The following is a 13264-nucleotide window of genomic DNA, read 5'->3' as shown; positions in this document are numbered from 1 at the left end:
CTGGCGATTTAAGAATCATCAAACAAACGTCCGCAAACGCGCTCACGGCCTACTGATGATATCCTGATGTTTGACGATCGCACGGATTTCGACGGCTCAGTCATCAATGACATAGTAGATCGCATGTTTTTCGTAGACGGATCGCCGATAACCAGTGCGGATATGGTCGACTGTAGGGTACATCTTCGGATGTTCGCAAATGTGCGTGAAGCGTTCCAGCAAGCCATCATAGTAGCGGTCCGCCTGCGCTTCGCCCCATGTTTTGAAGCCTTCGCTGTAAAGATCGTCGAGGTCCTGATCCGCGACTTTGGTAATGCGGAGTGCCAATGTCGTCATACAGAGCTTTTCAGGCGCTCCTTCGCAGCAGCACGAATGTCGGTCGGGGTGCGATCACTCAGACCGCTTGCTTCGGAGGCCACCAGTTTCGCGCGCAAAGCATCAATTTCTGTCACACGCAGCTCTTTTTCCCGCAGAGCCTCGCGGATCACCTCGCTGTCAGTCGCGTAGCGACCAGACGCGACTTGACCTTGAATGAACGCGTCCTGACTGTCGGTGACGGTAATGCTCTTTTTGATCAAACTCATCATTGGGCTCTGCTGGCTTATACTATTTTATCCTACTTTATCGTACCATACGTTGATGATTAAGTGCAAATCCAACGCGGACAAGTCGTGAGAGCTGTCCGCGCGATTTTTATTCATCTACTTGGGCCACTCGGGATCAATGGGCACCAGCCTCCCGCCCAAGTCATGTGTGACATGGGCCCTAAGGATGCGACGTACTAAGCCGTCCACCATCAAACCCGGCACCGGCGGCACCGTGCATCCCAGAAAGCTGCGATAGCCCGTTGCACTCAGAAACGGTTTTGTCCGATCAACTGCGCGCGCGGCAAAGCCAAGGTACGGCATTGCGGTGGCACCAATGCCAAACATGCCACCCATCGTGACACGCACCTGCATGCCTGCCGCCTCAATCGCAAATGTGCCGCTTTGGCCCCACATCGGAATCAGCCCGTCTTGCGCTGCGGCTTGCCGATCCAGCTTGCAGCCCGGTGCATCATTTCCCGCCAGAATGCCGGGGTTGCCGTTGTTCAGTTTCTTGGCGAGCAGATGAGCTTCTTTCCTGATATCGATTGCGAGGTCCAGATCGCTGTTCAGCATGGCGGCGTGATGATTGGCAATCTGTTGGTTGTGGTAGTCCAGCGCTTCTGCCCATGTTCCGGGTAGATGTGTGGTCTCTTTGTCGAAGGCGCGGGCGGCGTTGTCACGCGCTGCATTGTGCAACATGTCGGCAAAGCCGAGTTGTTCGCTACTCATGCCGGCACCTGCTGGGCTTGGAACCGGGCCACACCTACCAGACGGGCTTTCCCCGTGACAACATGTTTGGGATCAATGTCGATACCGAGATAGTCGCGACCACAGAGCGCTGCCGCAACAGACGTACTCCCCGACCCGCTGAATGGATCGCAGACCAGATCACCGGGTATGGAGAAACTGCGGATCAGTGGGGTGATAATCTCGACGGCTTTCTCTGTCGGATGCCGTCTGTTCCCCGAATAGACCCAATCCATCACGCTCGGCAGCGGATGTGCTGGTTTGCGTGGATTGCCTTTCGCCAGCACAAAAGCACTTTCATGACGGTATTCTGTGAAGCTCTTGCGTGAGGCATAGCGCTTTTGCCAGATGATCTGGCTGACAATCCGCAAGCCTGCTGCGTCCCAAGCGGCGGTGAATTGCGGCAAGGCGGACCACCCGGCGAAGCAAACCGCATAGCTGTCCGGCTTCATGACACGGGCCATCGGGACAAAGACGGGCATCACGCCAGTTGCGTCATTATCGTTTCTGAGGGTGCGTCCATCACGGTCACGATAGTTCACCAGATAAGGCGGATCGGTGACAACCAAATCCACCGACCCTGCGGGCAGGTCCTTCAAGACTTGGGCGGAGTCACCTGCGATAATCTGATTTCTCTTCATCTTTCTGTCCTTCCTTGGATCAGGGGTTGCGTTTGCAACCCTTGGCCCTCGCCGAGAGTGGAGATGGGAGGGGACAAGAAAAATCGGCGCAAGGTTCTCTTCGTTGTGGGAGGGACCCGCCACTAGTGGGAGGAACCGGCAACGCAAGAACCTGTGCGATCTGTTTTTCTTGCGGGGAGAGAAGAGGCAAAGCCTCTCGGCCTCCCCGTCAAAATAAAGGGAGTGGCGACAACGTCGTCTCAGAAAAATGCGCGAAGGATCGATGCCGAATGGCCAAGACCGCTTGCGGGTTTGGTGCTTGCACAAGAGCCTGATCGGCACTGCCGATGCGCCAAAGAAAAAGGGCGACCCCACCGGATCGCCCTCTCCCCACGCAGTAAACTGGAAAACTATTGCGGTGTGCGGTCCAGAACCTCACCGGACTGACCGTCTTCGCGATCCCTGACGGTTCTCAAGACGACCCGCCCGTCTACCGGCAGCGCGTCCATCCGAACTTCATATCCTTGGCCATCTTTATGCGCCCAGGCCGCACCGATTTTGCTCCAGATGGCGTTCTTGCCGTCGTCAATGGGTTTGACACTATAGGCCAACATAAACGGACGCTTCAGTCCTGCTGCCTCACCCGCCGGGCGTTCTGTTTTCTTTTGTGCACTCATAAAATCTCCTTACTCAGTACAGTTCAACAAATAGGAACATATCAAGAACATACTGCAGAACAGAATGCAAGATCTGCATACAAGCGTATGATTTATCGAGGTATTTTATGCATGGAGGGCGGATTGCGGGCATTCGCTGCTACCGCAAGGCGATAAACCGAAAGAAGGAAAGCAGCCATTCACCGCCGGTGGGATCAAGACAATGATGCGATGATGCGCGTCAAACTCGGCAGCTCGCAGAACGTTAACTTTGGAGACTTCGCATGGAGGTGCAGATTTCCCTTGCATTTAAGAAATGCGACATCATATGATGTGGAAAATCTTAAAGGGGCTGAGCATTGCCGACATTCAACACCGTGATAGTCTCCACGCTGGTGGACGTAGAACACCGCCTTGAGGCCTTTGGCTTCACGCGCCACCAGATCATGGCTATCGGACAAACTGCCCGCGCCTACGCTGACGACGCTGGCCCTTCCATGCCGCTGAACGCGGCTGGCATGTTGTCCTACATTCACGGCGTTGGCGAACTCCGCCAACAGCTTGTCGGGTCCGACTACCTCCCCGACCGAGCCTGTGGTGTCGAATCCGTAATGCGTCGGGATCGTAGCGTGCGGATTGCGTTCCAAAATGTTGACAAGAGCTGCGCGGACATGCCGCCGCTGCCCCGGTCTGAAAAGGGTAGCGGTGCTGCTGCGCTATCGTCTCCCACTCTCTTTGAACATGCTGGCGTTGAACCCGGTCCCCTGACCGGGGTGCATGACGGTGTGCGGACATACTATGTTATGGTCGGTCTTGACGGCAGCGTTGAGCTTTCCTGCCCCGTTATCGAGAAGGGCAAGTACGTCGATTGGATCGAGCGCATCTACATCTACTCGCCCGACGGCGATTGGGAGGCAGCGCCGGATACCGATACCGGCCCCGTTGAAGATTTCGAAGTCCACGTTTCGTTCAAAGACTAATGTTCAACGCAGACCGTCTCAAAACAGCCCGCGAAAGGCGGATGCTGACTTCGAAGGGACTCGCAGAGCGCGTAGGCGTGTCTGCGGTCACTCTCTCGAAGTATGAAAACGGGCATCCGCCCGATGAAACGACGGCAAAGCGCCTTGCTTTGGCGCTTTCCTACCCCCTAGATTTCTTTTATAGGGACGCACCAGAACGCATTGATACCGATGCGGTGAGTTTCCGCAGTCTGGCTCGGATGAAGGCGAAAGAACGCCGCGCGGCGGAAGCGGCAGGATCGTTGGGAATCGAGCTTTACGAATGGATTGATTCCCGCTTCAATCTGCCCGCCGCTGACCTTATCGACCTGAGCAAAGAGCGCCGCCGCCCGTTTGTCGCGGCGCGCCTTCTGCGCCAGCATTGGGGGCTTGGAGACCGGCCAATTGGCAATGTACTCAAGCTGATCGAGTCCAAGGGTATCCGCGTCCTGTCTCTATCGGAAGCGACCAAGAACGTTGATGCATACTCTTTTTGGCGCGGGGAACATCCTTACGTTTTCCTAAACCAAGAGAAGACGGCGGAACGGTCCATCTTCGACACGGCGCATGAGCTTGGACACCTTGTCTTGCATCATCACGCGGACTCGAAGACTGATAAGGAAGCAGAGACTCAGGCCGACAGGTTCGCATCGGCGTTCCTAATGCCCGAAAGCGATGTAATGGATTATGCGCACTTGTTCACGGCGGGGCAGATCATCGCGGCAAAGAAACGGTGGAAAGTATCCGCCATGGCTTTGGCTTACCGGCTCAACTCGCTAGGCTACATCAGCGAATGGAACTACCGTTCATTGCTGATTGAGCTTGGGAAGCGGGGTTATCGCAGCGGCGAGCCTGACGGGATTGAGCGAGAGGTTTCGACTGTGCTCGCCAAGGTCTTGGCCGCTCTTTGGTCCAAGGGTATGACGAAAGAAGACATTGCTAAAGATCTTGGGATTCCGCTGGAAGAAATTGAAGCTCTGATTTTCCGACTATCGCCAGATAAATATGCCTCAATTGAGGTTCGCAAGCCTTCCCTGCGAGTGGTTAAGTAGAAGTATCGCGGTGGAGCAACGTAGCATTAGGAAATGCTCACTTCTGGGCTTCCACGCTAGCCGCAGGTGCCACGTTCTTCGCCGTCCGATACACAAACAAAGATGCCAGTGAGAACTCATGCGAGATCAGAACTTACTGTTTTTCGAAGAAGACTTGGATGGACAGCTGCGTGCCCGCCAGGGGCACGTCTCTGGGGCAACAGATGGTGTGCCCAAAGATCAATTCCTTGTTTCCAGCGACGAGGAGTTAATTGAGCACATCGCTGGATCCGTTCATGTGGAGCCATTGGTGCTGCACGAAGAAGCAATGTCCATGAGCCAGACCGAGACACAAATTGACGTTTCTGGAGATTCAAATAGGTATTTCAGTCGAGGTGGCGAACCTTTCCACATTCCTGGAACGCGAGTTGATATTACCATTCCTTTCACAGGTGATGAATGGATTTTTCGATATCGCACAAACCCATGGTCAACCGTCTTTCCGAGAGCAATCGTTCAGCGTGGCCACCTGAAAATGACAATTTCGCAGCCGCATGACGCCGATCCCAATTCGTTCAAGTCGTCTTACGATCGTGAAATCAATTTGATACGGGAGTACGTTGAACGCTCGCAGAAACAGGTCGAGGGTTATAACGCTAGCCTGCCGAACATAATACGAAGCGCCATTACACATAGGCGCGAACGCTTGACACGGCACGACAACATCGCAGCTCTTCTTGACATTCCTCTCGCAGCGAAACCGGGATCGCCTTCAATTGCCCCTGTGAGAATTGAGGTTCGCAAGCCACCGAAGCTGCCCGTACCGCCGAAGACTGGGCTAGCTCCAGAGCCCGGCATCACTGACGAAACCTACGAACAAATTCTGCGCTTCATTCGACATCAGGGACGTACCTTTGAACGCACGCCAAGCACCTATGCTGTTCACGGCGAAGAAGACCTCCGCAACATAATGCTGGCCCAGCTCAACGGTCATTTTCAAGGAGATGCCGTAGGAGAAGCATTTCGAGGCAAAGGCAAGACGGACATTTGTATTGAGCAAGACAACCGCGCCGCCTTTGTTGGAGAGTGCAAACTATGGTCCGGCCCGGCTGGCCTCACAGCAGCTCTCGATCAGTTGCTCGGCTATTTGACGTGGCGAGATAGCAAGGCAGCGCTGATCATGTTCAATTCAAAGAACAAGGACTTCACCAAAATTCTAGAGGCAATGCCCGAAACCCTAAGGGCGCACCAATTGTTCCTGCGTGACCTGCCCTGCAATGAAGCCGGTGAGTGGCGAATGCAAATGCGAAGCGAGGAAGATGCGGGGCGCCGCGTCACAGTCCACGCATATGTCTTCAACCTCTACCAGGGTGGCGAGCCGCGCATTAGATCGCTCTAATATCCGACTTTGACCGTTAAAGATCTTTTAGTTTCTTGCGTTGGTGCGAGCTTCCGTATCCTTCTCGAGGCGTTTTTCGCCACTGTCGAGTTGCTCTAGAGCCGCCAAATAGATCAGAGAGGTCAATGGATTTAACGCTCAAGTCAAAGCAGGCATGTCGACCTTAGGACGAAGACTCTTTGCTCCGCCAAGGTAACCCCGCGATGCAGAAGTGCGTTCAAGTAGCGGCGGCGCTTGTGACCCTCAACCAAAAAGTAAGGTGTTTGAATTTAGTCCCCTATGCAGTCGATGAACCCTTCTGGGGTTTCCAACACTACCAGCGGAAAGCCCCAATGACCTGAGTCCAGCGCCTTTGCCGTAAGAAGTTTTTCGCCAGTTTTTTGCCCGCTAAACACCTCGAAATCATGCTCTGGGTCCAGGGCCTCTTTGCCTCTCACGGTTCCAACTTGTGTGACGAAATCATCAGGAGGCCAAGTATCTTCGCGACATATCAGTTCTTCGATTGGGATGAACGAGGCTACGGAATCGCACCAATGCCGATGTATCCATTGTTCAGCGAGACGTTCCGGCAGGTGCTTGAGTTTCTCGCGATTTCGTTCCCACCAATTTCGGAAATCCTAAACGTTGAAGTCGCCATAACCCTCAGGTTTCAAGTCGTCAGGCCAGACGCAATCTTCGCCAATCTCTCGTAAATCAATCATAAGCTGTGATTTTCCTGCAGTGAGTAGCCGAGAACCCATTTAACGTACGCGAGATTAACTGGGAATGTCCGCTATGCTGAAGCTGCGCTGCCGCATGAGAACGTGAGGCGAAAGACTGGTATGGGCCGTTGTCGGTTCCTCTGACCAGCGCTAGGCTTCGAGTCACTTGGAAGGAGGCATGGCCTTGGCGGTTTCTAGAGTTGAAGTGGGAAGCCTGATAGTAGCAGCTGTCGCCGTGGTTGTGTCTATAGGTGTTGCGGTTCACCAATCCAATCAAACTCGAGATGCATTGTTTGAGTCGCGAATCCAATCAAGGGTAGCGTCTTGCGTTTCTCTGGGCGCGCTATACGCGAGCCAGAGTTGGGCGTATGATCCAATTGCCGAGGATGAGTACGAGAATTACGGCATCGCCTCGAACACACCGTATGATCCAGACGGTCCTAACCTCTTACTGGCCGGTTATAGCCACAGGGCGATAGCGACTGGGCGTGCGCTCCAACTGTGCCTCGTGGAGGCAGGCAACGTAGAAGCCTTGGAAAAATGTATTGCCACAAATGTCAATGGCGTTGATGGCCACAAAGTAGACGATAGCGTTCCACCAGATGGCACGTTGGACAACTTGATCTGTTGAAAAACGGGTATTCGCTTACGTTGAGATTTTGCAGTCGCAGCGAATGGCGGCTCTGACGGGCCGCGCCGCAGCATCTTGACCCATTGGCCAACGGCAGGAATGGGCAGAGTTTGATTGACTTAGAGAAAGTTCTAAAGTTCAGTATGGACAGATCGAATTCTAAAACTGACGTCTTATTAATAGAAAGAAATTTTTATCTATGGCAATTGTCAATAGCATCGAAGACATCCAAAAGAACGCTCGAAGTTATTGGTTGGCATTGATGCTAGTTTGTGCATATGCGCTCCTGACTTTGGGTACCATTGTCGACTCTCAGGTCATACTTGATAGTTCTTCATTCAAACTACCCGTTGTTGGAGCAGAAGTTAGGCTACGTGCATTCCTTTTGTTGACACCTTTGCTTCTATTGGGGCTACACTGCTTCTTCCATCTCTATCTTCAGCGTCTTTGGTGGATCATTTCGTCGGCCAACAAAGATGCAGACGCCGACACTTCGCGTGATGCGATATACGCATGGTCAACAGTCGATATAGTAAATGTTCTAAAGCCTTCTGATCCTCCCCTTATGCGAAGGGGAGAACTCACTTCTGTATTCGTTGCATTTTTTCTTGGTTGGGGATTGGTTCCTTTCACGCTGCTATTCATCTGGCTCCGGAGTATAGCTTTTCGAATGGATACTTTGACCGTCCTCCAGTCTAGCAGCATCTTACTCGCAATTCTTGTGAGTATCATCAGCTTTCGAGCAACAGTTTTGACGCTTTCGGACGGTGAGTTATCAATTCTCTGGCGGCATCGCATCAATAACAAACTACTTCCAACTGCTGCTTTGTTTTCACTCATTGTGTTTGGTTTATCCGTTATAGTTTTGAGATCTGATCTGCCTCCTGGAAAGTTGTTCAAGTTGGATCTCGAACAAGCGGAGCTAGCGCCACGCCCATCTGCGTGGTTCTCGCTTGATAGGCGCGACGCGGGATATCGACTCCAGTTTCGCAGGATAGGTGCTTTGCGCTCATCCGAGCAAGACCCACTTCCCTCCCCGCGTTCCGAGCAAGCTAGGCTGGCGATGGCGCAGCTACGATCACGGGTAGAAGCCGAATGGCGAGGCCTTGTTGTGCAAGTGCAGGCGCCATTCTTACAGTCACAGGACCTGCGTTATGCCAATCTAACTGGTTCCTTTGCTGTTCGTACCAACCTTGCAAATTCTCGATTTGACCATGCAGTCTTGGTAGGCACTTCACTTGAGTTCGCAAAACTATCTGGTTCGACGTTTAATGGCGCCCTACTGAGACAAACACAGTTTTACGAAGCGGATGCGACCGTTGCCAACTTCCGCGAAGCAACGGTGGAAGGCGCCAACTTCGAACGTGCACGTCTTGTAGGTGCTCGGTTTGCTAGTTCGCAAATTATGGCAGCAATCTTTGATGGTGCTGAATTGGCTGGCACGGATTTCACAAATGCTGTGTTTGTATCAACCAACTCTTTGACTGAGAGTGCGGTCTTAGGCCAGCCACAAAGTACGTTCAACAACACGCGTTTTAGCAATTTAAGTGTTTCGATTGAGGGAACACAACGCCGAATTCCAGTGATTTTCGCCGGTGCAGATTTAAGTGGCGCGCGGCTGTCAAAAAGTCAAATAATGGCATCCTGTGGCGATGAAAACACAAAGCTGCCACCAGGCATTGTTGAAATTCCGCATTGTCGGGATGTGATTGGTGTTTGGCCAATAGGTGAACGTGATTTTCAAAGCTATAGTAGCTTCTTACGGGAATCGCCATGAAATTGGACCTCGACCTGAGAGCAAGCAGTCGGGCCGATTGTTCGCCAATTCCGCCTCTGAAAAATGCGTGAGCCGCCGATTTTTTTCCTCATTTGGGGATAGTCTTGTTCACATCCCGTGAATTGACTTCCTTAGCGATTATCCCACCGCTATGAGCGTCGGCTATGACGAGCCGCGCCGCATCTCTAAGCAAGTCAGTTGGACGGCAGGAATGGGCCGTAACTGAGAAAGTGGCTGTGCCCGCGGCCAGATTTTAGATCTGTTTTCGTTGATGGTAATTCTCGAATATGTTTCGCTTTCGACAACTTGAGGGGACTACAAAGTTGCCAACGCGTTCTAGAAGCCATCAGTTAGAGGACATATCAATCCGCGAGTTTGAACGCCTTCTGCCAGATGCATGGGCCCTTCAGGCCGATCATTCAGCGATGCTTGGGCAACAATCCAAGATCAGTTACAACTCTACCTAAGAATGAGTCATGCGCCTCAAGGAACTCGCCTCGACTCACCCGGTCGGCGGACGGTACGAAGCGATCCCGCCAGTCCTCTGTCCAGTCTGACCTTTCCGCGTGCATCTCCACGTTGGCTTTCAGCTGCATAACAGTGCCCCGACCACGCCCTTCAACGAAGGCGACTAACGCGAAGCCGTCGTAGGCAGCCAAAGTTTCTTCCGACCACAAAAAACTGTTTCCACGAATCAAGCGGTCCAAGCGCCGTTTCGTTGCGATGACCGCATCGGGCGCCATCGACCTCCATTCACCCACGTAGGTGTAAAACTGCCTCAGCTCGTTTAACTCCATGGAGAGGTCTCGAAATACCTCTAACCGCCATTCGGCGGCAATGCGGCTCCGCGCCCGCCGATCCTCCACCCGCGCGCTATGCGCCGTGTAGCCCCAGCCAAGGAACAAGAGAATGATGGGTAAAGCTAGATCCCCGGCTAGCCCTAGCAATGTGATCGTTTCCTCAGACAACTGCACGGACGAACACCTTGTTGCGGCCACCGTTGCAAGATGCCTCTCTGAAAGCGCCTGGAAACACCTCATCGAGCCACGCGCCGACACGGTAAGCCGCAGCTCCACTTGGTGTTACCACCTCCTTTACGTACTCAAAGAAGTGGCCACCTCGGGGGCCGACCAGTACGACGCAGTCGTCCAGGATCGCTTCTTTGAAGTAACTCTGATCCGATCCATGCAGTGCGCGCCTTAAGTCTAGCCGATCCGCTTCTGTCTCAGAAGGGATCGCAGGATCCCCCTTACGCGCTGGTCCTAATGGCACCACGTTCAAATGAGCCCCATATCCACGAGTGATCCGCCATTCGCGTTGCTCATAATAAGCAAGGCTTCCCACCGAAGTCGCCGAGTCCGCTGTCTGCATCGCATCCATCAGCATCTCTAGATTGTCGGCCATCCGCCATGCCGCCGGTCGATCTGTTCTGACCAAATCGACGAAAGCTTGCAATAGGCTTGGATCAGCTTGCGTAATCCGGCTAATCGCGTCGGCCCCATGCGACGGCAAAAGGCCACGATCGTGCAGTGTGTTAATATCTACCGCGTCTGGCACACCAACTCGCGCTTCTAGCACTGCGAGGATCGTGAACAGTTCGTGGAACTCGCGGAGCCGGAACAGCATCTCATACGTCCGGTTCGCATCCTCAACGCCAGAATAGTAGTAGCTTACAGGCGTCAGACCAAAGAGCCGCGCGTCGACTGGGTCAAGCCCAATAGCGAAGGCTCCAAACAATTCTGCATGAGATTTCCCTGCTGACCGACCTGTCTTGGCGGAACCAGGCGCCCATAGCTCTTCTCGCTCGATGAGCGTGAAACAAGCACGGCACTGCGTGAAGCTTGTTTCCGCCGCGCCCACATTCGCAGTCGCCCGTGGATTGGCCGGGATGACTAAAGGTTCTGGCGTTAGAAGAAGACCATAGCCCGCGACAAAGCCCAATTGAAACAGCGCAGCGTGCAGTGCGTCGTCCGGCTGCGCGTTAAGAGAACGGCGCGGAAAGCTCTGATATAAAAGCATTCGCCGTCCTCAGCGTTCCAGCTCTGGGTAGAGTTCACCCACCGAGGCCGTATAATCCTGCCAGGGTTCAGGATTGGCTACAACGAGCGCTTCCGCAGAAAGCGATGTCAAAAATGCGACGAACGCCTCCTCGTCATGCGCCCGGGCTGATCGCAGAAGCGCAAGTGTTCCGAACAGATCGGTCATCTCATTCAGCACAGTCAGATCGTCCGCGTCGCAAGCAACCGGATCGTAAAGCTCAATATCAAAAACAGTTGCCACTGTTCCAGGCAAAGCACTCCAATAGTAGCGATGTAAAGCACCATCTAAAGAAACGCGGCCATTGGATATGGTGAGCTGAAATGGTCGCGCTAGGTCTGAAACGATATAGCTGTCATCGGATACTTCGAAAACAAACTCCGGGTCATTGGCCTCGGCTGCGAGCGCTTCGTTCAACTTCTCCAAAACGGATTGAGCCTCCGTGGGAACAATGCACGATTCCAATTCGAGGTCGAGTAGATAGAGGTTTCTACTATATTCCGCTGTGCGGAACTCAACCGCAATCATACCCTCCTCCGGCACAGCCGCAAGAAAACCGGCATCGCGTGCGAAGCCGTCTGGCAGAACTCCGTCGTCTTCGTCCCAGTAAGTGTAGAGAGACGTCCGGCCGCCATCTATGAATAGAGCAGCCCGTACCAGTTCGTCATATGTAACTTCCAAACTGCCTGTCATGCCTCCTATTGTGACGGAAATCTGTCCCGTGTAGCTTGCGGGGTCTGGTAGGCTGAGCAAGATGTCAGACATGCCACCTGTGTTTCGGGCGACGCCCTGAGCGACTACACCACCGATATTTGGAGCAACCAAAGCGTTGAAGACGGAAGCGCCCGACGGATGAAAACTGCCCGAATGCTGCCCAACATTTCTGGTCAAGAGGGTGTTGAGACCTTGGGCGACTGCAGCTGTCGCGCAAAAGGCGACCGCAATGCCAAAGAACAATTTTCGAAGTACTGCATTGGTCATAAGAAATTTCCCCTAAAAATTACCTCTACATAGTACCGATCAATTCCGATTTGGGAGGCTCGCGGTTTAATGTGATGGCCGCTGCCTGAATTGTATCACTCTCACTCGTCAGAGATGCCGCCGGGACTGGGTGAGAAACCCGAATTCTTTCGCCGAAAAGCTATAGAAATTCTCCTACTTTAGCCTCGATATGGTCAGCATGCGTATACGTCAGACCGTGCCCAGCACCGATGATGTCATCGCTGACTCCGCTAGGGTGCCATTGATCAAATCTTTTCCTGGCCCAGGGTGACGGAATCGTTCTGTCATTCGTTCCAAATATCGCGCGAACCTTCACGTTTGAACTAGCGATCTTAAGGTGCTCCATCTGCATGCTAGTGGCCAAAATACCCTTCAGGGATGACAGCAGGGCTGGTACATATCCCTGGTACAGCAGTTCGCGCTTCTGCATGCGAAGAATTTGCGCGACCTCAAGTACATTTTTGAAACCTTCCGCCTCTGAATCAAACTGTTTGGGCAGAAAGCGTGGTATGCTGTTTAGAATGTGTGGGTCGTTTGTTTTTGGCACAGCCCTCGCGATGAAGCGCGAAATCGGAAGTCTAACCACCATACCAGCGGGTGCGAGCAGTAGAAGCCGATCTACGCTTGCTAATCGCTGGCTAACGAAGCGCGCAGCAATTGCTCCCCCCATTGAATAGCCCAGAACGTTCAGCTTCTTGTCAGCAAGGTCCAAACGGTTGAGAAGCTGCGTTAGTTGGCATGTATAAAGTTCAGCGGTATGCGACACGCGCGGACGATCCGAAAAACCTCTCCCGTAGAGGTCGTAGGTCAATAGGCGGTATCCTTGTTTGCGAAGGAAAGGTCGCAATGGCTCCCACACATAGCTTGAGGTTGACCAACCATGAATACATATCAGCAAGGGTTTATTCGTGTCGGCGTCTAATTGATAGTGGGTCTGACCGTGGCGAAGCTTCATGAGCTTGCCAAGTCGGGTACTGCGTGCAGCGCCCGTCATCATCTTGAGACTTTGTTCACGTTCACGCCATGCGCGACTACTGAAGAGTGCCATAGTCTACCTGACCGAATTACCGAAGGAGGC

The 13264-nt window shown here is 53.2% G+C and carries 13 protein-coding genes; 4 read left to right on the top strand and 9 right to left on the bottom strand.

Features of this window, described 5'->3' with window-relative positions:
• Window positions 1-96: 96 nt before the first annotated feature.
• The 5 genes from SLH47_RS16655 to SLH47_RS16635 form a co-directional block, all read right to left on the bottom strand.
• Window positions 97-336: a type II toxin-antitoxin system RelE/ParE family toxin gene (locus tag SLH47_RS16655; RefSeq protein ID WP_320240903.1), complete on the bottom strand. Its 240-nt coding sequence runs from the start codon at window positions 334-336 to the stop codon at window positions 97-99.
• A complete protein-coding gene (locus tag SLH47_RS16650; RefSeq protein ID WP_320240901.1) occupies window positions 333-584 on the bottom strand; it encodes a type II toxin-antitoxin system ParD family antitoxin in 252 nt (83 codons plus the stop codon). Before SLH47_RS16650 ends, SLH47_RS16655 begins: the two co-directional genes overlap by 4 nt.
• A gap of 117 nt (window positions 585-701) precedes the next feature.
• Window positions 702-1316, bottom strand: coding sequence for a hypothetical protein (locus tag SLH47_RS16645; RefSeq protein WP_320240899.1), 615 nt, complete (start codon window positions 1314-1316; stop codon window positions 702-704).
• Complete coding sequence (locus SLH47_RS16640; RefSeq protein WP_320240897.1) at window positions 1313-1975, bottom strand: DNA methyltransferase; 663 nt, start codon at window positions 1973-1975, stop codon at window positions 1313-1315. The genes SLH47_RS16645 and SLH47_RS16640 overlap by 4 nt, the downstream gene beginning before the upstream one ends.
• A gap of 389 nt (window positions 1976-2364) precedes the next feature.
• Entirely contained in the window at window positions 2365-2631 is a 267-nt protein-coding gene (locus SLH47_RS16635; RefSeq protein WP_320240895.1) for a hypothetical protein, read from the bottom strand.
• Window positions 2632-2969: 338 nt separating this feature from the next.
• Between SLH47_RS16635 and SLH47_RS16630 the strand changes: the two genes are divergently transcribed.
• The 4 genes from SLH47_RS16630 to SLH47_RS16615 all read left to right on the top strand — a co-directional run bounded on the left by SLH47_RS16630 (window position 2970) and on the right by SLH47_RS16615 (window position 9147).
• On the top strand, window positions 2970-3590 hold the full coding sequence (locus SLH47_RS16630) for a hypothetical protein (RefSeq protein ID WP_320240894.1): 621 nt from the start codon (window positions 2970-2972) through the stop codon (window positions 3588-3590).
• The gene (locus SLH47_RS16625) at window positions 3590-4660 is read left to right on the top strand and encodes an ImmA/IrrE family metallo-endopeptidase (RefSeq protein ID WP_320240892.1); all 1071 of its coding nucleotides are present in this window, start codon (window positions 3590-3592) and stop codon (window positions 4658-4660) included. The genes SLH47_RS16630 and SLH47_RS16625 overlap by 1 nt, the downstream gene beginning before the upstream one ends.
• A 118-nt stretch (window positions 4661-4778) precedes the next feature.
• Window positions 4779-6038: a hypothetical protein gene (locus tag SLH47_RS16620; RefSeq protein WP_320240890.1), complete on the top strand. Its 1260-nt coding sequence runs from the start codon at window positions 4779-4781 to the stop codon at window positions 6036-6038.
• Between the two features lie 1531 nt (window positions 6039-7569).
• Window positions 7570-9147 carry a pentapeptide repeat-containing protein gene (locus SLH47_RS16615; protein WP_320240888.1) on the top strand — a complete coding sequence of 526 codons (1578 nt, stop codon included), beginning with the start codon at window positions 7570-7572 and terminating at the stop codon, window positions 9145-9147.
• 419 nt (window positions 9148-9566) lie between these two features.
• On the opposite strand, the gene SLH47_RS16610 is transcribed toward SLH47_RS16615, so the two are convergent.
• The 4 genes from SLH47_RS16610 to SLH47_RS16595 form a co-directional block, all read right to left on the bottom strand.
• Window positions 9567-10121, bottom strand: a complete 555-nt coding sequence (locus tag SLH47_RS16610; protein WP_320240886.1) for a hypothetical protein — start codon at window positions 10119-10121, stop codon at window positions 9567-9569.
• Window positions 10108-11166, bottom strand: coding sequence for a hypothetical protein (locus SLH47_RS16605; RefSeq protein WP_320240884.1), 1059 nt, complete (start codon window positions 11164-11166; stop codon window positions 10108-10110). The genes SLH47_RS16610 and SLH47_RS16605 overlap by 14 nt, the downstream gene beginning before the upstream one ends.
• Before the next feature lie 9 nt (window positions 11167-11175).
• Window positions 11176-12165, bottom strand: coding sequence for a hypothetical protein (locus SLH47_RS16600; RefSeq protein WP_320240882.1), 990 nt, complete (start codon window positions 12163-12165; stop codon window positions 11176-11178).
• 160 nt (window positions 12166-12325) lie between these two features.
• A complete protein-coding gene (locus tag SLH47_RS16595; protein ID WP_320240992.1) occupies window positions 12326-13141 on the bottom strand; it encodes an alpha/beta hydrolase in 816 nt (271 codons plus the stop codon).
• Window positions 13142-13264 lie beyond the last annotated feature (123 nt).

The sequence above is a fragment of the Cognatiyoonia sp. IB215182 genome (assembly GCF_033963905.1).
Taxonomy (GTDB): Bacteria; Pseudomonadota; Alphaproteobacteria; order Rhodobacterales; family Rhodobacteraceae; genus Yoonia.
This window is presented reverse-complemented; position numbering and strand designations above follow the sequence as displayed.

Excerpts from the sequence above, each read along its gene's own strand:
- SLH47_RS16655 (WP_320240903.1), bottom strand. The coding sequence starts at position 336 with ATGACGACATTGGCACTCCGCATTACCAAAGTCGCGGATCAGGACCTC.
- SLH47_RS16650 (WP_320240901.1), bottom strand. The coding sequence starts at position 584 with ATGAGTTTGATCAAAAAGAGCATTACCGTCACCGACAGTCAGGACGCG.
- SLH47_RS16645 (WP_320240899.1), bottom strand. The coding sequence starts at position 1,316 with ATGAGTAGCGAACAACTCGGCTTTGCCGACATGTTGCACAATGCAGCG.
- SLH47_RS16640 (WP_320240897.1), bottom strand. The coding sequence starts at position 1,975 with ATGAAGAGAAATCAGATTATCGCAGGTGACTCCGCCCAAGTCTTGAAG.
- SLH47_RS16635 (WP_320240895.1), bottom strand. The coding sequence starts at position 2,631 with ATGAGTGCACAAAAGAAAACAGAACGCCCGGCGGGTGAGGCAGCAGGA.
- SLH47_RS16625 (WP_320240892.1), top strand. The coding sequence starts at position 3,590 with ATGTTCAACGCAGACCGTCTCAAAACAGCCCGCGAAAGGCGGATGCTG.
- SLH47_RS16620 (WP_320240890.1), top strand. The coding sequence starts at position 4,779 with ATGCGAGATCAGAACTTACTGTTTTTCGAAGAAGACTTGGATGGACAG.
- SLH47_RS16615 (WP_320240888.1), top strand. The coding sequence starts at position 7,570 with ATGGCAATTGTCAATAGCATCGAAGACATCCAAAAGAACGCTCGAAGT.
- SLH47_RS16605 (WP_320240884.1), bottom strand. The coding sequence starts at position 11,166 with ATGCTTTTATATCAGAGCTTTCCGCGCCGTTCTCTTAACGCGCAGCCG.
- SLH47_RS16600 (WP_320240882.1), bottom strand. The coding sequence starts at position 12,165 with ATGACCAATGCAGTACTTCGAAAATTGTTCTTTGGCATTGCGGTCGCC.
- SLH47_RS16595 (WP_320240992.1), bottom strand. The coding sequence starts at position 13,141 with ATGAAGCTTCGCCACGGTCAGACCCACTATCAATTAGACGCCGACACG.